General features: G+C 72.5%; 15 protein-coding genes. 9 read left to right on the forward strand and 6 right to left on the reverse strand.

What is annotated here, in order from left to right:
- The first annotated feature begins 67 nt into the window (after window positions 1-67).
- From AC4BGB_RS11380 to AC4BGB_RS11390, 3 genes are all read left to right on the forward strand, one after another.
- The gene (locus AC4BGB_RS11380; protein WP_490546942.1) at window positions 68-1,474 is read left to right on the forward strand and encodes an NAD-dependent malic enzyme; all 1,407 of its coding nucleotides are present in this window, start codon (window positions 68-70) and stop codon (window positions 1,472-1,474) included.
- 211 nt (window positions 1,475-1,685) lie between these two features.
- A complete protein-coding gene (locus AC4BGB_RS11385) occupies window positions 1,686-4,382 on the forward strand; it encodes a DEAD/DEAH box helicase (RefSeq protein ID WP_490546944.1) in 2,697 nt (898 codons plus the stop codon).
- Window positions 4,375-5,094 carry an SWIM zinc finger family protein gene (locus tag AC4BGB_RS11390; protein WP_490546946.1) on the forward strand — a complete coding sequence of 240 codons (720 nt, stop codon included), beginning with the start codon at window positions 4,375-4,377 and terminating at the stop codon, window positions 5,092-5,094. Before AC4BGB_RS11385 ends, AC4BGB_RS11390 begins: the two co-directional genes overlap by 8 nt.
- A gap of 276 nt (window positions 5,095-5,370) precedes the next feature.
- On the opposite strand, the gene AC4BGB_RS11395 is transcribed toward AC4BGB_RS11390, so the two are convergent.
- The 5 genes from AC4BGB_RS11395 to AC4BGB_RS11415 all read right to left on the reverse strand — a co-directional run bounded on the left by AC4BGB_RS11395 (window position 5,371) and on the right by AC4BGB_RS11415 (window position 9,892).
- Window positions 5,371-7,041, reverse strand: coding sequence for a PhnE/PtxC family ABC transporter permease (locus tag AC4BGB_RS11395; protein ID WP_490546948.1), 1,671 nt, complete (start codon window positions 7,039-7,041; stop codon window positions 5,371-5,373).
- A gap of 27 nt (window positions 7,042-7,068) precedes the next feature.
- On the reverse strand, window positions 7,069-7,836 hold the full coding sequence (locus AC4BGB_RS11400; RefSeq protein WP_490546950.1) for a phosphonate ABC transporter ATP-binding protein: 768 nt from the start codon (window positions 7,834-7,836) through the stop codon (window positions 7,069-7,071).
- A complete protein-coding gene (locus tag AC4BGB_RS11405) occupies window positions 7,833-8,750 on the reverse strand; it encodes a putative selenate ABC transporter substrate-binding protein (RefSeq protein WP_490546952.1) in 918 nt (305 codons plus the stop codon). Before AC4BGB_RS11405 ends, AC4BGB_RS11400 begins: the two co-directional genes overlap by 4 nt.
- A gap of 272 nt (window positions 8,751-9,022) precedes the next feature.
- A complete protein-coding gene (locus AC4BGB_RS11410) occupies window positions 9,023-9,277 on the reverse strand; it encodes a hypothetical protein (protein ID WP_490546954.1) in 255 nt (84 codons plus the stop codon).
- 18 nt (window positions 9,278-9,295) lie between these two features.
- Window positions 9,296-9,892: an SACE_7040 family transcriptional regulator gene (locus AC4BGB_RS11415; RefSeq protein ID WP_490546956.1), complete on the reverse strand. Its 597-nt coding sequence runs from the start codon at window positions 9,890-9,892 to the stop codon at window positions 9,296-9,298.
- A 122-nt stretch (window positions 9,893-10,014) separates the two neighbouring features.
- Here AC4BGB_RS11415 and AC4BGB_RS11420 point away from each other — a divergent pair, with 122 nt between their 5' ends.
- Genes AC4BGB_RS11420 through AC4BGB_RS11445 form a run of 6 tightly spaced genes read left to right on the forward strand, consistent with a single transcriptional unit; the run spans window position 10,015 to window position 17,931 of the window.
- Window positions 10,015-11,571, forward strand: a complete 1,557-nt coding sequence (locus tag AC4BGB_RS11420) for a carboxyl transferase domain-containing protein (protein ID WP_490548432.1) — start codon at window positions 10,015-10,017, stop codon at window positions 11,569-11,571.
- A gap of 5 nt (window positions 11,572-11,576) precedes the next feature.
- A complete protein-coding gene (locus AC4BGB_RS11425; RefSeq protein ID WP_490546958.1) occupies window positions 11,577-13,541 on the forward strand; it encodes an acetyl/propionyl/methylcrotonyl-CoA carboxylase subunit alpha in 1,965 nt (654 codons plus the stop codon).
- The gene (locus tag AC4BGB_RS11430; protein WP_490546960.1) at window positions 13,534-14,457 is read left to right on the forward strand and encodes a hydroxymethylglutaryl-CoA lyase; all 924 of its coding nucleotides are present in this window, start codon (window positions 13,534-13,536) and stop codon (window positions 14,455-14,457) included. Before AC4BGB_RS11425 ends, AC4BGB_RS11430 begins: the two co-directional genes overlap by 8 nt.
- On the forward strand, window positions 14,454-15,533 hold the full coding sequence (locus tag AC4BGB_RS11435; protein WP_490546962.1) for a hypothetical protein: 1,080 nt from the start codon (window positions 14,454-14,456) through the stop codon (window positions 15,531-15,533). Before AC4BGB_RS11430 ends, AC4BGB_RS11435 begins: the two co-directional genes overlap by 4 nt.
- Window positions 15,530-16,732 carry a hypothetical protein gene (locus AC4BGB_RS11440; protein WP_490546964.1) on the forward strand — a complete coding sequence of 401 codons (1,203 nt, stop codon included), beginning with the start codon at window positions 15,530-15,532 and terminating at the stop codon, window positions 16,730-16,732. Before AC4BGB_RS11435 ends, AC4BGB_RS11440 begins: the two co-directional genes overlap by 4 nt.
- A complete protein-coding gene (locus tag AC4BGB_RS11445; RefSeq protein ID WP_490546966.1) occupies window positions 16,729-17,931 on the forward strand; it encodes a hypothetical protein in 1,203 nt (400 codons plus the stop codon). The genes AC4BGB_RS11440 and AC4BGB_RS11445 overlap by 4 nt, the downstream gene beginning before the upstream one ends.
- Here AC4BGB_RS11445 and AC4BGB_RS11450 read toward each other — a convergent pair.
- Window positions 17,892-18,572, reverse strand: coding sequence for an EcsC family protein (locus AC4BGB_RS11450; RefSeq protein WP_490546968.1), 681 nt, complete (start codon window positions 18,570-18,572; stop codon window positions 17,892-17,894). The genes AC4BGB_RS11445 and AC4BGB_RS11450 overlap by 40 nt on opposite strands.
- Between the last annotated feature and the right edge of the window lie 4 nt (window positions 18,573-18,576).

Raw genomic sequence — 18,576 nt, forward strand, 5'->3', positions numbered from 1 at the left:
AGACTTCTGGTTACCGCAATGTTTTCCCGACTCGCCGGTAACGGGCAGCGGCAGGCAAGATGCTGGCATGACAGAGACTGCTCCACGCAAGCGCAGCGCGGCCACCAGCGGCTCCTACTCGATCACCATGCGGCTGCACACGGGCACCGACCCGTCCGTGGTCGGCCGGATCGCCACCGCGATCGCCCTCGAGGGCGGCATCGTCAGTGCGCTCGACGTGGCCGAGTCCCGGCACGACCGGCTCGTCATCGACGTCACCTGCTCGGCCACCGACTCCGAGCACGCGGAGGAGATCGTCGCCGACCTGCGCGGCCTCGACGGCGTCGTGGTGCACAAGGTCTCCGACCGCACCTTCCTGCTGCACCTCGGCGGCAAGATCGAGGTCAACTCCAAGGTCCCCCTGCGCACCCGCGACGACATGTCGATGGCCTACACGCCCGGCGTGGGACGGGTCAGCATGGCCCTCGCGGAGAACCCGGAGGACATCCCCCGGCTCACCGTGAAGGGCAACAGCGTCGCGGTGGTCACCGACGGCTCCGCGGTGCTGGGTCTCGGCAACATCGGCCCCGGTGCCGCGCTGCCGGTGATGGAGGGCAAGTGCGCCCTGTTCAAGCGGTTCGCCGACATCGACGCGTGGCCGATCTGCCTCGACACCCAGGACACCGAGCGCATCGTCGACGTCGTCGCGGCGATCGCACCCGGCTTCGGCGGGATCAACCTCGAGGACATCGCCGCGCCCCGCTGCTTCGAGATCGAGGCCCGGCTGCGTGAGCGGCTCGACATCCCGGTCTTCCACGACGACCAGCACGGCACCGCGATCGTCGTACTCGCCGCGCTGACCAACGCGCTGCGCTGCATCGAGCGCGAGCTGCCCGAGGTCAGGATCGTGGTGGCCGGAGCCGGGGCCGCGGGTACGGCGATCGTCACCCTCCTGCTCGCTGCCGGCGCGCAGGACGTCGTGGTGTGGGACCGCGTCGGCTGCCTGTCCGACGACGACGACTCGCTCCCCCCGGCGATGGCCAGCCTGGCGAAGCGGACCAACCCCCGCCGGGTCCGCGGCGACCTGCACACCGCGCTCACCGACGCGGACGTGTTCATCGGCGTCAGCGGCCCGGGAGTGCTGCAGGCGGAGTGGATCGAGGACATGGGCCCGAAGCCGGTGGTGTTCGCGCTGGCCAACCCCGACCCGGAGATCGACCCCGCCGATGCCGCGCACCACGCCGCCGTGGTCGCGAGCGGCCGCAGCGACTACCCCAACCAGATCAACAACGTGCTCGCGTTCCCCGGCGTCTTCCGGGGCCTGCTTGACGCCCGCGCCACCGACGTCACCGTGGAGATGCTCCTGCGCGCGGCCGCCGCGATCGCGAGCTGCGTCAGCGACCGGGAGCTGAACGTCAGCTACATCATCCCGAGCGTCTTCGACGAGCGGGTTCCCGAGGCCGTCGCTGCGGCGATCCGGGGCGACGACGACTGAGCGGTGGGCCGGCCGCAGGGCCTCACATTTGTTGGGTTGTGACATCCGCGAAGGCCCTGTCGACGCCACAGCCCTGTACACCGCCGCCTTGCGCGCCCGCCCGGCGGCTCGCCGCGGGACTGTCAGGTCGACCGGTTAGGTTCGACCGGCAGGATCAGGGGAGGCGAGTCGGGCAGTGAGCTTCGTGCCGTTGCAGGGTGAGGCGAGGTGGGTGCCGAGCCACCCCCCACGACTGAGCGAGGTGGAGTTCTCCGGCCCGGCGCGCACGATCCGGATGCCGATGCGGGGTGCGATCCCGGTGCTCACCCGTGCCATCCGGGTCGAGGACGCGCACCCGTCGGTCGGGCTGCTCAGCGGCGCGACCCTGCTGGCGATGAAGCTGGTGGCGGCCGGACGGGTCCGGCTCTCGGAGTCCGGTGACTCGTGGCGGGTGGGCCCGCTCCAGCCGGAGGACGACGACCGGCTGCACGCGCTGGCAACCGCGCGCGCCCACGGGGACACCACGGTCGAGGAGGCCGAGGACCTGATCCGGCAGCTCCTCGACGCCGTGGTGGACACCGTCACCCGGCCTCCGTCGACGGCACCGGCCCGACCCTCCCGGCCCCCCGAGAGCCCGGTCCGGCGACGCGTCCTCACCGGGGCCGACGAGGACGACGGCCTGCCCGACCGGGTCCGGATCACCCTTCGGGTGGAGGCACCCGAGGAGGTGCTCGAGGGCGGCGGCGTGGTCGTCGTACTCCAGGCGCACGAGGCCGAGGACGACACCCACGTCGTCGACGCGGAACGGCTCTGGCTGGGCGAGGACCACGGTTTCTCCCGCCGCGCCCGGACCAGCCTGGGGGCTGAGCTGCGCAAGGCCGCCGGCATCTGGGCACCCCTGGACCGGTTGCAGCGCCAGCCGGTGCCGGACCGGATGGTGCTCGACGCCGACGAGCTCGCCGACCTGCTCGAGCACGGCCTGGAGGCCCTCGACCGCGCCGGCGTGGAGGTGTTCTGGCCGCGAGGTCTGCGCGGGGAGCTGATCCCCCAGGCCAGGGTCGAGGTCGCGAAGACCGAGCGCGACGCCCCCCTGCACGAGGGCCTGTTCGGTCCCGGAGCCCTGTTCGAGTTCGACTGGCGACTCGCCCTGGGGGACGACGCGCTCAGCGACGACGAGATGAGTGCGCTCGCCGGGGCGACGACGCCTGTGATCCGGCTGCGCGACAACTGGATCGTGATCGACCCCGTCGTGGCCAGGCGTGCGCGCAAGCGCAAGGCCGCCCAGAAGACGGCACAGAAGATCAAGCCGGCGGCCGCGCTGGCCTCCGCGCTGACCGGCACCATCGAGCTCGACGGCGAGACGGTGCCGGTCCACCCCGGGGCGACGCTGCTGAAGGTGCGCGACCGCATCGTCGACGCGGCGAGCGTGGCGCCGATCGAGGTGCCCCCCGGCCTTCAGGCGACCCTGCGCGACTACCAGCGCCACGGCCTCACCTGGCTCGCCGAGCTCACCGGCGCGGGCCTCGGCGCCTGCCTGGCCGACGACATGGGCCTGGGCAAGACGATCACCGTGATCGCGCTGCACCTGCACCGCCGGGAGCGTCGCCTGGCCCAGGGCCCGACCCTGGTGGTGTGCCCGGCGAGCCTGATGGGCAACTGGGAGAGCGAGTTCCGGAAGTTCGCCCCCGGGGTCGCCGTACGCCGCTATCACGGCAGCTCCCGGTCGCTGGTCTCGACGAGCTCGACCGGCGGGCCTGGCTCGACCGACGCAGCGACGGGCGCGGCCGGCCTGATCGAGGACGGCGTCGTGCTCACCACCTACGGCACCATGCGGCGCGCGCACGAGGACCTGGGGACGGTGGCCTGGGACCTCGTGGTCGCCGACGAGGCCCAGCACATCAAGAACGCCACGTCCTCGACGGCCCGCAACCTGCGCACCATCGGGTCGCGCTGCCGGGTCGCGCTCACCGGCACGCCTGTGGAGAACAACCTGACCGAGCTGTGGGCCATCCTCGACTGGGCCACGCCTGGCCTGCTCGGGTCGCGCAACGCGTTCCGCAAGGTGTGGGCGGCGCCGATCGAGGCCGGCGTCGACCCCACGGTCGCCCGCCGGTTCGCCCAGCTGGTGGAGCCGTTCCTGCTGCGCCGCCGCAAGTCCGACCCGGGGGTGGCGCCCGAGCTGCCGGCGAAGACCGAGACCGACCACCTGATCGGCCTCACCAAGGAGCAGGTGGTGCTCTACGAGGCCCTGGTGCGCGAGTCGATGGACCGGATCGAGAGGGCCGACGAGACCACCCGCCGCGGTCTCGTGCTCGCGCTGCTGACCGGGCTCAAGCAGATCTGCAACCACCCCGCGCACTACCTGCGCCAGGCCGGCGGCCGGCTCACCGGCCGCTCGGAGAAGCTCGACCTCGTCGACGAGCTGCTCGGCACGATCCTGGCCGAGAACGGCTCGGTGCTGGTCTTCACCCAGTACGTCGCGATGGCCCGCCTGCTCGAGCGACACCTCGCCGCCGCGTCGGTGCCCACGCTGTTCCTGCACGGCGGCACCCCCGTCCGCGCGCGGGAGCAGATGGTGAGCGACTTCCAGGCCGGTGCGGCGCCGGTGTTCCTGCTCTCGCTCAAGGCCGGCGGCACCGGTCTCAACCTGACCCGGGCCGACCACGTGATCCACTTCGACCGCTGGTGGAACCCCGCGGTCGAGGACCAGGCCACCGACCGCGCCCACCGGATCGGGCAGACGCGTCCGGTCCAGGTGCACCGGATGGTCACCCAGGGCACCATCGAGGAGCGGATCGACCAGCTGCTCACCCGCAAGCGCAGCCTGGCCGAGGCGGTACTCGGCTCCGGCGAGGTCGCGCTCACCGAGCTCAGCAACGCCGAGCTCCGCGACCTGGTGACCCTGCGTAGCCCGGAACCCGATGCCTGACCCCCTCGTGTTCCCGCGCCTGACCCGGGTCCGGGGCACGACCGCCCGCAGCACCACCTGGTGGGGCCGCGCGTTCGTCCGCTCGTTCGAGGAGCTCACCGTGGAGGCCGGCGACCTGGTCGCCGCCCGCAGCCTGGCCAGGTCCGGCCGGCTCGGCGCGATCGTGGTGCTGGAGGCGATGTCCTCGGCGGTCGTCGACCCGGGCGGGGACACCCCGCTGATGGCCCAGGTCAGGGTCGCCCGGCTCGACGACGAGGGCTGGACCACCTTCGCCCGGGAAGCTGCCCGGGAGAGCGGCTACGCGGCGGCGCTGGAGGCGGGCGACCTCCCCGCCGACCTGGTCGAGCACGCCGACGAGGCCGGGGCCGAGGTGCTCCCCGGCACGGGCGCCATCGACACCGCCTGCGAGTGCGACGCCTGGGCCCAGCCCTGCGTGCACACCCTGGCGCTGCTCTACCAGCTCGCCTGGCAGATCGACCGCGATCCCTACGTGCTGCTCCTGCTCCGCGGCCGCACCCGGGAGGCACTCCTCGCCGAGGTCACAAACCTCGCCACCGCCGGCACGCCCCCGGGTGCCGAAGAGCTCGAGGAGGCCCGCATCCGCGCCGCACAGATCCTCGCCCTCGCCGAGCAGGCCCCCACCGGCCACGGCCTCGCGGACGCCGCAGTGGCGGCGTACGACGAAGCCGTCGCCCGCCTGCTCGACCAATAGGCGTGGTCAAGCAGCACCACCAGGTGGTCGAGCAGCAAACGCACCCCTAGGTGGTCGAGCAGCGAGCGAAGCGAGCGGATAGTCGAGACCACCCAAGGTGACGCGCCCACAGACCCGAACCCGAGCCCGGACGCCAGCCGGGGTGCTGTTGCCGGGGACCTCACCCCGAGTGGTCTCGACTGACCGCTCGCTCCGCTCACTGCTCGACCACCTTGGAGCGTGGTCTCGACTGACCGCTCGCTGCTCGACCACCTTCCTGAGCAGGCCCAGCCGGGATCAGCGCAGCGAGCGGCGTACGACGACGCAGAGCAGGTCGACCAGCAGCGAGACGCCGATCAGCGCCAGGATCGTGGTGGACATCGCGGGGTAGTCGAAGCCGGCGCGCTGCTGCTCCAGCAGCCGGCCGAGGCCACCCGCGCCGACGACGCCCACGACCACGGTCTCGCGGACGGTGACCTCCCAGCGGTAGAGGCTGTAGGAGACCAGCTGCCCGGTCGCGCCGGGCAGCGTCGCGTAGGCGAACACCTGTGCCGGGCTCGCACCGAGCTCCGCCAGCGCCTTCCCGGGACCCGGGTCGAGCTCCTCGACGACCTCGGCGAAGAGCCGGCCGAGGATGCCGAAGGTGTAGATCCCCAGCGCCAGCGCGCCGGGGAGCGGGCCGGGGAACACCACGAACAGGACCAGCAGCGCCCACACGGGCGGCGGGATCGCGCGGGTGACCAGCAGCACCGTCCGGGCCACCCACGACGCCAGCCGCCGCGCCGGGGAGCCGCCGGTACGCGCGGCCAGCAGCGCCACGGCGACCCCGAGCACGCTCGCGATCGTGATCGCGACGACCGACATCTGCAGGGTCTCCACCGACCGGGAGAGCAGCTCCGGCCACCCGCCGGCGGGCAGCCGCGGTGGCACCAGGTCGCCGACCAGCCCGCCCAGCAGCTCGAAGGTCCGCGAGGAGAACCACCGGGAGAGGTCGGGGGCGAGGTGCACCACGGACGCGATGGCGAGCACCGAGCCGAGCACGGCGGACAGCGTCCAGCGGCGACCCGGCGCCATCCCCCGGCCCTCGGCACGACGACCGCCACGCAGCCAGGAGCCCCACCGGTCCACGAGCGCCCCGAGGACGATGAGCGCGTAGAGCGAGGTCCACATCTCGGCGTACTGCAGGCCCTGGAAGCTCAGGCTCAGCTGCAGCCCCAGTCCGCCCGCCCCGATCATCCCGAGGATCACCGCGGAGCGGATCGAGCACTCGAAGCGGTAGAAGGCGTACGACGTGAACCCCGGCAGCGCCGCCGGCACCAGGCCGTAGACGATGGCAGCCAGCCGGCCCGCGCCCGCCGCGCGCAGCGAGTCGTAGGGGGCGTGGTCGGTCTCGTCGAGGATCTCGGAGTACACCTTGGCGGTGATCGCCCCGAACGGGATCGCGATCGCGAGCACCCCGACCAGCGGGTCCCGGCCCAGGACGCTGACCAGCAGCAGTCCCCACACCGCCTCGTGGACGCCGCGCGGCAGCCCGACGCCCGCGCGGGCCAGCACCAGCCCGCCGCCGCGAGCCGCCCGCTCGGCCCGCGACCGGGACCCGGCGGCCCACCAGGTCTGGCTCATCGGGAGCGCGAGGACCACCCCGATCAGCACGGAGAGGCCGGTACCGAGGACGCCGAACGCCACCGTGGTCAGCGTGGCCTCGAGAGTCGCCCGGACGAAGTCCGCCGAGAGGTCCGGGCGCAGTGCGTGGCTCCAGAACTCGCCCAGCTGCGGCAACCCGTCGACGTTCAGGACCTCCCGGTCGCCGAGCACCCCGGCCAGCGACCACGCGACCGCGAGCACCCACACCAGGGTCCACGCGCGGCCACCCCACCCCGGAGCCGTACGCCGCCGCGGGGCTGTCGAGGCCCCGCGGACGGGACCGCTGGACGCCTCCAGGGAGGCGATCTCGGCCAGATCGCTCACGAGTCGCTCACGAGCTGCTCACGCGGGTCAGGAGGCCTCGAGCGAGTACAGCTCGTCGTGGCGCCGCTGGTCCACCTCGCCGCTGGGAAGGTCGAACAGCACCCGGCCACCGCGCAGCCCGACCACCCGGTCGCAGTACCGCACCGCCAGCCCGAAGTCGTGCAGGCTGACCAGGAGCGCCCGCCCGTCGCTGGCCGCGGTCTCGCACAGCATCCGGACGACCTCGTCGGCCCGCGCCGGGTCCAGGCTCGAGACCGGCTCGTCGGCGAGCACGAGCTCGGGGTCCTGCACCAGCACCCGCGCCAGCGCCACCCGCTGCTGCTCGCCGCCGGAGAGCCGGTCGGTGCGCTCGTGCAGCTTGTCCGCGACCCCGGTGCGCGCGAGCGCCTGCCGGGCCAGGTCCACCTCGAGCGGCCGCACCAGCGAGACCAGCGCGCGCCAGGTGCTCCAGCGCCCGAGGTGCCCGCTGTTGACGTTGTGCACCACGCGCAGCTGGCCGACCAGGCTCAGCCGCTGGTGGATGGTCCCGACCCGGCGCCGCAGGTCGGCCAGCCGGCGGGGGCCCAGGCGCTGCAGCTCCTCGCCCAGCACCTCGACCTCCCCCTCGCCCGGGCGGACGGCTCCGCTGCACAGTCCGAGCAGTGTGGACTTCCCGGCGCCGCTGGGACCGATCAGCGCGACCCGTTCACCGGGGCGTACGACGAGGTCGATCCCGGCGAGGGCATGCCGGTCGCCGTACCGCACGCCGACGCCGCGCAGCGCCACCACGGGCCGTCCGGGAACGGCGGGAGTCACGACACCAGCCCCAGCTTGCGGGCGATCTCCTCGATCTGGTCGTAGTTGTCGGCCTTGGTCGCGATCACGGACTTCGCGCCGTACAGCTCCAGCACCTTGGCCTCCGCCGGGGTGGAGCCGTCGAGGTCGAGCAGCGCCTGGCGCAGCCGGTCGGTGAAACCGTCCCCGAATCGCTCGTCGACGTCGGGGCCGCTCATCCAGTGGTAGTCGTGGTAGCTCGGCGTACGGAAGACCTCCACCACCTTGTCCAGATCGACCGTCCCGGCCTTCTTGCGCGCGTCCCACACCTGCACGTTCAGGGCCCCGCCGTCGTAGGAGCCGGCCGTGACCACGTCGATGGTCTTGTCGTGCGATCCCGAGTAGCCCGGCTCGCCCTTGAAGTCCGCGGAGCTGTCCACGCCCGCCTCGTCGAGGAAGTACTCCGGCATCACCCGGCCCGAGGTCGAGGACTCGCTGCCGAAGGTGAACCGCTTGCCGGCGAACGCCTCCAGCCCGTCCACGTCGGCCACCGGCGCGATGCCGGCCTTCTTGTTCGCGATGAACACGCTCTGGAACTTCTCGTCGATGTCGCGCTGGGCGAGGAGGTTCGCCCCCGGCGTCTGCAACCGCGCCTGTACGCCGGTGAGGCCGCCGTAGAAGACCATGTCGAGGTCGCCGGCCTTGAACAGGTTCACCGAGGCGGCGTAGTCGGTCACCGGGACGTACTCCACCTCCACGTCCAGCGCATCCCCGAGGTAGTCGGCCAGGGCCTCCTCGCGGGCGCTGAGCTCGGAGGGGTCCTGGTCGGGGATGGCGCTGATCGAGAGGGTCTCCCCCGATCCGGCGGTCCCTGAGGAGTCGGAGTCCTCACCGCACGCGGTCAGCAAGAGGGAGACGGAGAGCAGCACTACTGCTCCTGCGAGGCGGATCGACATGGACACTCCTGCGTCGGACGGACGGGCATTTGCACCCTAGCGACTCGGGCGCCTCCCGTCGGTGTTCACCTGCTGGCCCGTGGACGGCCCACCTCGCCCGGGGAGGGCGGGATCTCGCGCGAGCTTGTAGTGGAGAGCTCAGCTCCAGCGCCCCGTCGGGCAGGGCTCTCGCACCACCTCGTGCACTGGTGCGACGGCGGCGAGCCACGGACGCGAACCACCCGACCAGTGACGATGCCTACCGGAGCTCCTCGAGCGCCTGCCGGGCCTCGTCACGCATCGACGTCAGCTCTGCCCGCCTCTTCGAGGTGAACCGCGAGATCTGCAGGTCGAGCACCGCCCCTTGCAGGGATGTCGCCGACGCCCAGCAGGTCGCGCACCGCGCCCACTGCATCCCCGAAGCCCTCGGCTGCGCCGACCACCTCGAGCACCTCGGCCCTCCGGGAGCAGGCGACCAGCAGCGCCTCGAGGATCTCGAGACGCGTCTCCAGGTCTTCGCGCTGCTCGGAGATGTCGGGAGGCTCCATGGCACCACCCAACACGGGTCACTCGGTCTTGTCGCCCGACTCCGTCAGAGTGGCGACCATCGGACCCGGGCAGCCCAGTGCCTGAGCCGCCATCTCCGCGAGGAGGTCGTGCATCTCGTCGCGCTCCAGGAAGGCGCTGTGCGGGGTGGAGTTCAGCAGCCCGAACGCCGCGTGCACCCTCGCGCGGGCCGGGCGGGGCGCCAGGTCGGGGTGGATGGTGCGCAGCTGCTTGACCCAGACCTCGACGTACTTGCGCTGGGTCTCACGCACCTTCTCGCGCGCCTCCAGCGGCAGCGCCGACCAGTCGCGGTCCTGGACGACGATCAGCGCCTTGTGGTCCAGCGCGAACGTGACGTGCCAGTCGATCAGCGCCCGCAGCGCCGCGGGAGCGTCGTCCGCCTCCCGGACCCGGCGCCGGCCCTCGGTGAGCAGCTCGGCGCTGATGCTGACCAGCATCTCGGCGAGCACCGCGTCCTTGGACCGGAAGTGCCGGTAGATCGCGGGCCCGGAGAACCCGCAGGCGGCGCCCAGCTCGGCGATGGAGACGCCGTGGAAGCCCTTCTCGGCGAACAGCTCGGCCGCGATGGCCATGATCTGCTGCTTCCGCTCCGTCACCCGCCTAGGTTAGCGGCCGTTAACACTGCTCCTGACACCCAGCCGGCCGAGGGGGTAGCCTCCGGTTAGCGATCGTTAACAACGGCGTACGCCGCGAGGAGGCAATCACCGTGGGTTCCGGCATGCAGGACCTCGTCGACGAGCTGCGGGAGCGCACCGCCCGGGTGTGGCAGGGCGGTTCCGAGTCCGCCCGGGCCAAGCACACCGGCCGGGGCAAGATGCTCGCCCGCGAGCGGATCGACACCCTTCTCGACCCAGGGAGCCCGTTCCTCGAGCTGAGCCCGCTGGCGGCGTACGGGATGTACGGCGCGCAGGAGGGCGACGACTTCGCCGTCCCCAGCGCCAGCATCATCACCGGCATCGGCCGGGTCGAGGGCCGCGAGTGCGTGATCGTCGCGAACGACGCGACCGTCAAGGGCGGCACCTACTACCCGATCACGGTCAAGAAGCACCTGCGCGCCCAGGAGGTTGCGCGGGCGAACAAGCTGCCGTGCATCTACCTCGTCGACTCCGGCGGCGCGTTCCTGCCGATGCAGGACGACGTCTTCCCCGACAAGGAACACTTCGGCCGGATCTTCTTCAACCAGGCCAACCTCTCCGCCGAGCAGATCCCGCAGATCGCCGCGGTGATGGGCTCGTGCACCGCCGGCGGTGCCTACGTGCCGGCGATGTCGGATGAGACCGTGATCGTCCGGGACCAGGGCACGATCTTCCTCGGCGGCCCGCCGCTGGTGAAGGCCGCGACCGGTGAGGTGGTCACTGCCGAGGAGCTCGGCGGCGGCGAGGTGCACGCCCGCAAGTCCGGTGTCGTGGACCACCTCGCCGAGGACGACGCCCACGCGCTGCAGATCATCCGGTCGATCGTGGCGACGCTGCCCCGGCAGACCGCCGAGCGACCGGCCCAGGTCGAGGAGCCGGTGAAGGACCCGGCCGAGCTCTACACCGTGGTGCCGGCCGACACCCGCACGCCGTACGACGTGCGCGAGGTGATCACCCGGATCGTGGACGGGAGCCGGTTCCACGAGTTCAAGCAGCTCTACGCCGAGACCCTGGTCTGCGGCTTCGCCAAGATCTGGGGGTACGACGTCGGGATCGTCGCCAACAACGGGATCCTGTTCTCGGAGTCGGCGCGCAAGGGCGCGCACTTCATCGAGCTGTGCAACCAGCGCAGGACGCCGATCGTGTTCCTGCAGAACATCAGCGGGTTCATGGTGGGCCGGGAGTACGAGAACGACGGGATCGCCCGCGACGGCGCCAAGCTGGTCACCGCGGTCGCGTGCTCGGTGGTGCCGAAGTTCACCGTCGTGATCGGCGGCTCGTTCGGGGCGGGCAACTACGGCATGTGCGGCCGGGCCTACGACCCGCGCTTCCTGTGGATGTGGCCGAACGCCCGGATCTCGGTGATGGGCGGGGAGCAGGCCGCGGCCGTGCTCGCCACGGTCAGGCGCGACGGCCTGGAGGCCAGGGGCGAGGAGTGGTCGGCCGAGGACGAGGAGTCCTTCAAGGCGCCGATCCGGGAGCAGTACGAGCGCCAGGGCTCGCCGTACTACTCCACCGCCCGCCTGTGGGACGACGGGATCATCGACCCGCTGGACACCCGGCGCGTGCTCGCGATGGGCCTCGCCGCGGCGGCCAACGCCCCAGTTCCCGCGCCCTCCTACGGCATCTTCAGGATGTGACCCGCATGTTCGACACCCTCCTGGTCGCCAACCGCGGCGAGATCGCCCGCCGGGTGATCCGCTCCGCCCGCGCCCGCGGCCTGCGCACCGTCGCTGTCTACTCCGACGCCGACCGGCAGGCGGCGCACGTGCGCGAGGCCGACGCGGCCTGCTGGATCGGGCCGACCCCGGCCACGGAGTCCTACCTGGACATCGAGGCGATCCTGAAGGCCGCCCGCGACAGCGGGGCCCAGGCGATCCACCCCGGCTACGGCTTCCTCTCCGAGCGCGCCGAGTTCGCCCGCGCCGTCGTGGACGCCGGCCTGGTCTTCGTGGGTCCCTCGGCCGAGGTGATGGACCAGATGGGCCGCAAGGACCGCGCCCGCACCATCGCGGTCGCCGCCGGGGTCCCGGTCGTGCCCGACCACCCGATCGACGGCGACATCGCGCCGGGCGAGTTCCCGGTGCTGGTCAAGGCCGCGGCCGGAGGCGGCGGCAAGGGGATGCGGGTGGTCCGCGAGCCCGGCGACCTCCAGCAGGCGATCACGGCCGCCCGGCGCGAGGCGCAGAGCTCCTTCGGCGACGACACCCTGATCATCGAGCGGTACGTCGAGCACGGCCGCCACGTCGAGGTCCAGGTGCTCGCCGACGCCCACGGCAACGTGGTGCACCTCTTCGAGCGCGACTGCTCGACCCAGCGCCGCCACCAGAAGGTGATCGAGGAGGCGCCCTCGCCCAGCGTGAGCGAGGACGTGCGCGCGGTGCTCACCGACTCAGCCGTCGCACTGGCCCGCGAGGTCGGCTACGTGAACGCGGGCACGGTGGAGTTCCTGGTGGACCCGGCTCGCGGCACCGACGGGGTGTACTTCCTGGAGATGAACACCCGGCTGCAGGTGGAGCACCCGGTGACCGAGCTGGTGGTCTCGACGGGCTCTGTCTCGACAGGCTCAACCACTGCGGGGATCGATCTGGTCGACCTGCAGCTGGCGATCGCGGCGGGCGAGCGGCTGCCGTTCGGCCAGGAGGACCTGTCCTGCGTGGGGCACGCCATCGAGGCGCGGGTCTACGCCGAGGACGCGTTCAACGGGTTCCTGCCCCAGGCGGGGACGGCCACCTACGTGCACTGGTCGGGGCTGGCGCGCAACGACGAGGCGCTGGCGAGCGGGCAGGACGTCGCGACCTCCTACGACCCGATGCTGGGCAAGGTCATCGTGCACGGGCCCACCCGGGAGGCCGCCCGCAAGAAGCTGGTCGCCGCGCTCGACGACACCGCGGTGATCGGGCTGACCACCAACATCGGCTTCCTGCGCGAGCTGGCCGCGAGCGAGGAGTTCCGCGACTCCCGGATCGACACCGGCTGGCTGGACCGCAACCCCGACGGCGTACGGCAGCCCGAGGACACCGTCGCCGCCGTGTTCGCGGCCTGGGTGGTGGCCTCCGACGCCCCGCGCGACCACAGCCCCTTCGGGATCGGTGACGGCTGGCGCTCCGCAGGCCCGCCGGCTCCGGTGACCGTGGAGCTCGACGACCGCTGGCTGGTCTCGGCCAACGAGGTGTCCGGTCCAGGATCAGGCACAGCCGGGACCCATGCCGTGGCGCTGGTCGACCGCGACGGGCCCGTGGTCCGGCTCGAGGTCGACGGCACCGTGCTGGAGGCGGTGGTCATCGTCGAGCCCCACGTCGTCGAGGTGGCGCACCGCGGGCACACCCGCCGGTTCACCCGCCCCGACGCGTTCGGCCCCGGCGCCGGAGCGGGTACGACGGACGGGACCCTGCTCGCCCCGATGCCGGGCACCGTCCTCGACGTCGACGTGGCCGAGGGCGATGCTGTCGAGGAGGGCCAACGACTCGGCGTGCTGGAGGCGATGAAGATGGAGCTCGCCCTCCAGGCCCCGTTCACCGGCAGGGTCACCAAGGTGGGGGCCGAGGTCGGATCGCAGGTGGCGCTGGGCCAGGTGCTGTTCGTGGTGGAAGGAGACGCAGATGAGTGAGCGTGGCACGCTCCCCGAGCGGGTGACCATCTACGAGGTCGGTCCGCGCGACGGCCTCCAGAACGAGGACACGGTCGTCCCGGTCGAGGCGAAGGCCGAGTTCGTCCACCGGCTCCTCGAGGCCGGCCTGCCCGTGGTCGAGGCGACCAGCTTCGTGCACCCGAAGTGGGTCCCCCAGCTCGCCGACGCCGGCGAGCTGATGACGCTGCTCGGTGACACGGGCCGCCGGCTCCCGGTACTGGTGCCCAACGAGCGTGGCCTCGACCGCGCGCTCGAGCTCGGGTGCGAGCACATCGCGATCTTCGGAAGCGCCACGGAGTCCTTCGCGCAGCGCAACCTCAACCGCAGCCTGGACGAGCAGTTCGCGATGTTCGAGCCCACCGTGGTGCGCGCACGCGCGGCCGGCCTCGATGTACGCGCCTACGTGAGCATGTGCTTCGGCGACCCCTGGGAGGGGGACGTGCCGATCGAGCAGGTGGTGCGCGTCGGCAAGCGGCTGCACGACCTCGGCGCCAGCCAGCTCTCGCTCGGCGACACCATCGGGGTCGGCACCGCCGGCCACGTGAGCGACCTGCTCGACGCGTTCAACGAGGCGGGGCTGGCGAACGACTCGCTCGCGGTGCACTTCCACGACACCTACGGCCAGGCGCTGGCCAACGCGCTGGCCGCGCTGCAGCACGGCATCACCACCTTCGACGCCAGTGCCGGCGGCCTCGGCGGCTGCCCGTACGCCGAGAGCGCCACCGGCAACCTCGCCACCGAGGACCTCGTCTGGATGCTGCACGGGCTCGGCATCGAGACCGGGGTGGACCTGCCCTCACTGGTGGAGACCAGCGTGTGGATGGCCGGGGTGCTGGGCCGACCGAGCCCCTCCCGGGTCGTGACCGCACTGGCACCGGGCACAATGCGCACATGAGCCGTCGGGTCTACCTTCACGTCGGGACCCCCAAGAGCGGCACGAGCTATCTGCAGGACAAGTGCTCCCTGAACCGCGCACTGCTGGAGCAGCAGGGCCTCGACTACGTGCGCACCCGCACCGGCAACCACTTCGAGGCAGCCCTCGACCTGACCGGGGAGCGGTGGGCCGGCGCGGAGCGCGCGGCACGCGGTCAGTGGGACGCCCTGGTCGTGGAGGCGCGCAAGGCCCGGCGCGACGTGCTGGTCAGCCACGAGATCCTCGCCGGGGCCAAGCCCGAGAGCGTCGCCCGGGCGATGGCCTCGTTCCCCGGCCACGAGGTGCACGTGGTGCTCACCGCGCGCGACCTCGGCCGGCAGGTCCCCGCCGAGTGGCAGGAGCGGGTCAAGCACCGGGCCCGCCGTAGCTACCACGAGTTCATCGCGGCGCTGGAGAAGAACTACACCCGCAAGGACTGGCAGATGGGCTTCTGGCGGGTCCAGCACCTGCCGCGGATCCTGGAGCGGTGGGGCGCCGACGTACCCCCCGAGCGCGTGCACCTGGTCACCGTGCCCCCCCAGGGCGCGCCGCGCGACCTGCTCTGGAACCGCTTCGCCGGGGTGGTCGGGCTCAGCGAGAACGTCGCGTACGCCGAGACGCAGACCACCAACGCCTCGCTGGGAGGCGCCGAGGTCACGCTGCTGCGCCGGCTCAACACCGAGCTGGCGGAGCGGAAGGTGTCCCGGGCGACCTACGTCGAGTGGGTCCGGGAGACGATCGTCAAGGAGGTCCTCGCCCGGCGGCCGGACAAGGTGCTCGCCACCGTCCCGCCCGAGGACCGGGCGAAGGTGGACGCGATCACCGCCGGCTGGCTGGAGACGATCCGCGGCACCGGCGTCGACGTCGTCGGTGACCTCGACGACCTGGTGCCGGTGTGGCCCGACCCGGCCGGCGACTGGCCCGACCCCGATGCCGCCGACCCCGAGGCGGTCGCGCAGGCGGCCATCGAGGCGCTGGCCCACGTGCTCGTCGAGCTGGACACCCCGCCCGGCGAGACCGGGCCGATGGCCTGGCTGACCCGACGGCTGCGTCTGTGACACCGACCGCGGAAGGCTCCGGCCTCACCTACGAACAGGCCGTCGCCGGCTGGGCCCACCACCTGTGTTCCGGCGGCACCACCGCCTGGTCGCAGTGGCTCCCGGCCGCGGCCGACCTCGCCGCGGTCCCGGCCGCCGATCCCGCGCGGCCGCTGCCCGACGCGATCCACCTCGAGCTGGTCCGCCGGATCAACCTGGCCGCCGCGGGTGGCCCGGGCGAGCAGCCAGGGCTTGCCGACCTGGTGCTCAAGACCGCCGCCCCCGGCCGTGGCCTCATCGACGTGCCGCTGCAGTGGCCCACCCACGGACGGTCCTTCGGCACGCCGGCACACGACCCGAGCGAGGTCCCCGCCCAGGAGCTGATCCGCCTCGGGGTCGGCGTGATCGCCCGGCTGCTGCCCGGCGTACCCCCGCCTCCCGCGCAGCCGCGCCCGCACTCCCGGCTGCCGCTGCCCTGGCGCCGGCGGTTCCGCCTGCACGGCGCCCCGTCCACGGTCGCGGCCGTACGCCGGGTGCTGCTCGAGCAGGGGTACGTCGAGACCGACTGGCGTCCCACCCACGTCGTGATCGCCCGGCCGGTCGAGGTGATGATGGCCGAGCAGTGGAGCGCGGCCGTGCGCGGCGGGGGCATCCTGAAGTGGTCCACCACCTGGCGCCGCGCGGAGGCCGCGGGACGGCTCCCGTCCACCATCGACGTCGCGGCCATCGCGGCGGGGCTGCGCGACCGGCCCCGCGAGCCGCTGCACGTGGTGGTCGCCCGTGACGCCGAGGACGCGCTCGCGCTGGCCACCGGGGTACTCGGTGCGCGGCCGGGCAGGCTGCACAGCGCCGGCGACGCCCACCTGTGCGACCTGCTCCGCCGGGTGAACCGGCTGACCGCCCTCACCCAGGGGCCGAGCCGCACCCGCAGCCTGGCGCGGACGCTGGCCTGGGCGCTCGCCACCGCTCCCGAGGAGTCGCGCCCCGACGCTGCCCGCACCGCGGCGCCGGTGGTCCCGGCCGCCTCGCTCCCGTGGGCCCGCGACGTCGCCGCGGCCACCGCGAACGAGCTGCTCGCGGCTGGCTACGCTGTGCACGGCGATCCGCAGGCGCTGGCTCCCAGCGAGCACGCTGCGTCCGGCGCCATCGATCGTGAACACACTCTGGAGCTGGCCGTGACGGCCTGCCTGAGGCTCTGGGAACTGGGAGGCCGAGCGTGACCCGACGCGTGCTCCTCCACGTGGGCTCCCCCAAGACCGGCACGTCGTTCGTCCAGGACATCTTGTTCACCCACCGCGACGCCCTGCGCGAGCGCGGCATCCTGTACGCCGCCGACCGCCACGACGCCCACTTCCTCGCGGCGCTCGACCTGATGGAGCTGCCCTGGGGCGGTCTGGAGCGCGAGGCCGGCGGCGCCTGGGAACGGCTGGCCGCGCAGGTGCGCGCCTGGCCGGGGACCTCGATCATCAGCCACGAGATCTTCGGCACCGCCTCACGGGTGCAGGTCGCCCGCGCCCTGGAGTCGCTGGGCGACCGCAGCGAGATCCACATCGTCTTCTCCGCCCGCGACCTCGTCCGCCAGATCCCCGCCGAGTGGCAGGAGAACGTCAAGCACCGGCGGATCAGGCGCTACGACGACTTCCTCGAGGCACTGCGCGACGAGCAGCGCGGCACCCAGGTGGCCCAGTGGTTCTGGGGAGTGCAGGAGATCCCGGACGTGCTCGACCGGTGGGCGGAGTCGATCCCCCGCGAGCGGGTGCACATCGTCACCGTGCCGCCGCCCGGGTCGAGCCCGACCCTGCTCTGGGAGCGGTTCGCAGGCCTGTTCGGGATCGACCCGGCGGAGTTCACCCCCTCCTCGCGGACGAACGCCTCGCTCGGCGTACCGGAGTCGGAGATGGTCCGGCGGCTCAACGAGCGGCTCAACGACGTGCTCCCCAACCCCCAGTACCGCCGGTTCGTGCGCGAGATCCTGGTGCACAACAACCTCTCGCAGCGTGCGGGCTCCCCGCGGCTCTCCCTGCCCGACGAGGCCTACCGGTGGGCAGCGGGGCTCGGCCGGTCCTGGATCAGCGAGATCGCCCTGCGCGGCTACGACATCGTCGGAGACCTCGACGACCTCGTCCCGCCACCACCGGTGCCGTTCACCGACCCGGACACCATCGACGAGCGCCTCGTCGCCGACGCGGCCCTCGACGGGCTGGCGATCATGACCGGCGAGGCGGCCCGACTGCGCGACGTCGAGGTCGAGCTGCACGGCGTGATCGAGGACCTGATGGGCCAGCTCGACCGGTTCCACGGGACCCGCACCTACCGGATCAAGCAGCGCCTGGTGCGGACGTCGCGCACCAACACCGCGATGCGCGCCGCCCTCGCGGTCTACCGCCGCTTGCGGGGCAGGAACTCGCGGTCGGCGTAGCGGCCGATCTTCCAGGTCGAGAACCCGTCGGTCCCCATCCCCACGAGCCCACCGACCACCGGGACCCGTCGTCCGACCGTGGTCGCGATCCGCTTGCCGGCGATCATCGTGACCAGCTCCGAGGCGACCTCGTTGGCCATGATGTTGTCCAGGTGCGGGTCGTGGACCGGCGCGGTCGCCAGCGCCATCGGGGTCCCGGGGAGCTTCTTCTTCTTGATCAGCGCCAGCATCCGCTCCTCGCCAAGCTGGCACGCCAGGATCGCGTTGCGGGTGCGGGGCTCCTCGAGGTCATAACCGCGCAAATGCGCGATCGCGGCCACCATCCGGCACTGGATCAGCGCCATCCCGGTGATGTTGGTCGGCACCGTGACCGCCATCGTCACCAGCCCGCCGATGTTGGTGACGAACCCCTGGGCGCCCGCGAGACGGACGTGGTTCTCGATCACCTCGCGGATGGCCTTGTCCACGTCGCCGTCCTGCTCGCGCAGCTGCTTGTCGGCGGCCGCGGCGGCACCGGTGAGCGGGCCGACCCCCCGGATGGCCCGGGTGAGCGCCTGCTGCACCACGCCGGCCGTGATGTTGGGCGCCAGCTGGGTGACCTTGGGCGCCATGCTGCGGCCGATGCGCTTGGAGAGGCTCATGCCC

The organism is Nocardioides sp. Z30_9 (assembly GCF_058215735.1).

Coding starts and splice junctions, on each gene's coding strand:
- AC4BGB_RS11380 (WP_490546942.1), top strand. CDS start 68: ATGACAGAGACTGCTCCACGCAAGCGCAGCGCGGCCACCAGCGGCTCC.
- AC4BGB_RS11390 (WP_490546946.1), top strand. CDS start 4,375: ATGCCTGACCCCCTCGTGTTCCCGCGCCTGACCCGGGTCCGGGGCACG.
- AC4BGB_RS11405 (WP_490546952.1), bottom strand. CDS start 8,750: ATGTCGATCCGCCTCGCAGGAGCAGTAGTGCTGCTCTCCGTCTCCCTC.
- AC4BGB_RS11410 (WP_490546954.1), bottom strand. CDS start 9,277: ATGGAGCCTCCCGACATCTCCGAGCAGCGCGAAGACCTGGAGACGCGT.
- AC4BGB_RS11420 (WP_490548432.1), top strand. CDS start 10,015: ATGCAGGACCTCGTCGACGAGCTGCGGGAGCGCACCGCCCGGGTGTGG.
- AC4BGB_RS11425 (WP_490546958.1), top strand. CDS start 11,577: ATGTTCGACACCCTCCTGGTCGCCAACCGCGGCGAGATCGCCCGCCGG.
- AC4BGB_RS11430 (WP_490546960.1), top strand. CDS start 13,534: ATGAGTGAGCGTGGCACGCTCCCCGAGCGGGTGACCATCTACGAGGTC.
- AC4BGB_RS11435 (WP_490546962.1), top strand. CDS start 14,454: ATGAGCCGTCGGGTCTACCTTCACGTCGGGACCCCCAAGAGCGGCACG.
- AC4BGB_RS11450 (WP_490546968.1), bottom strand. CDS start 18,572: ATGAGCCTCTCCAAGCGCATCGGCCGCAGCATGGCGCCCAAGGTCACC.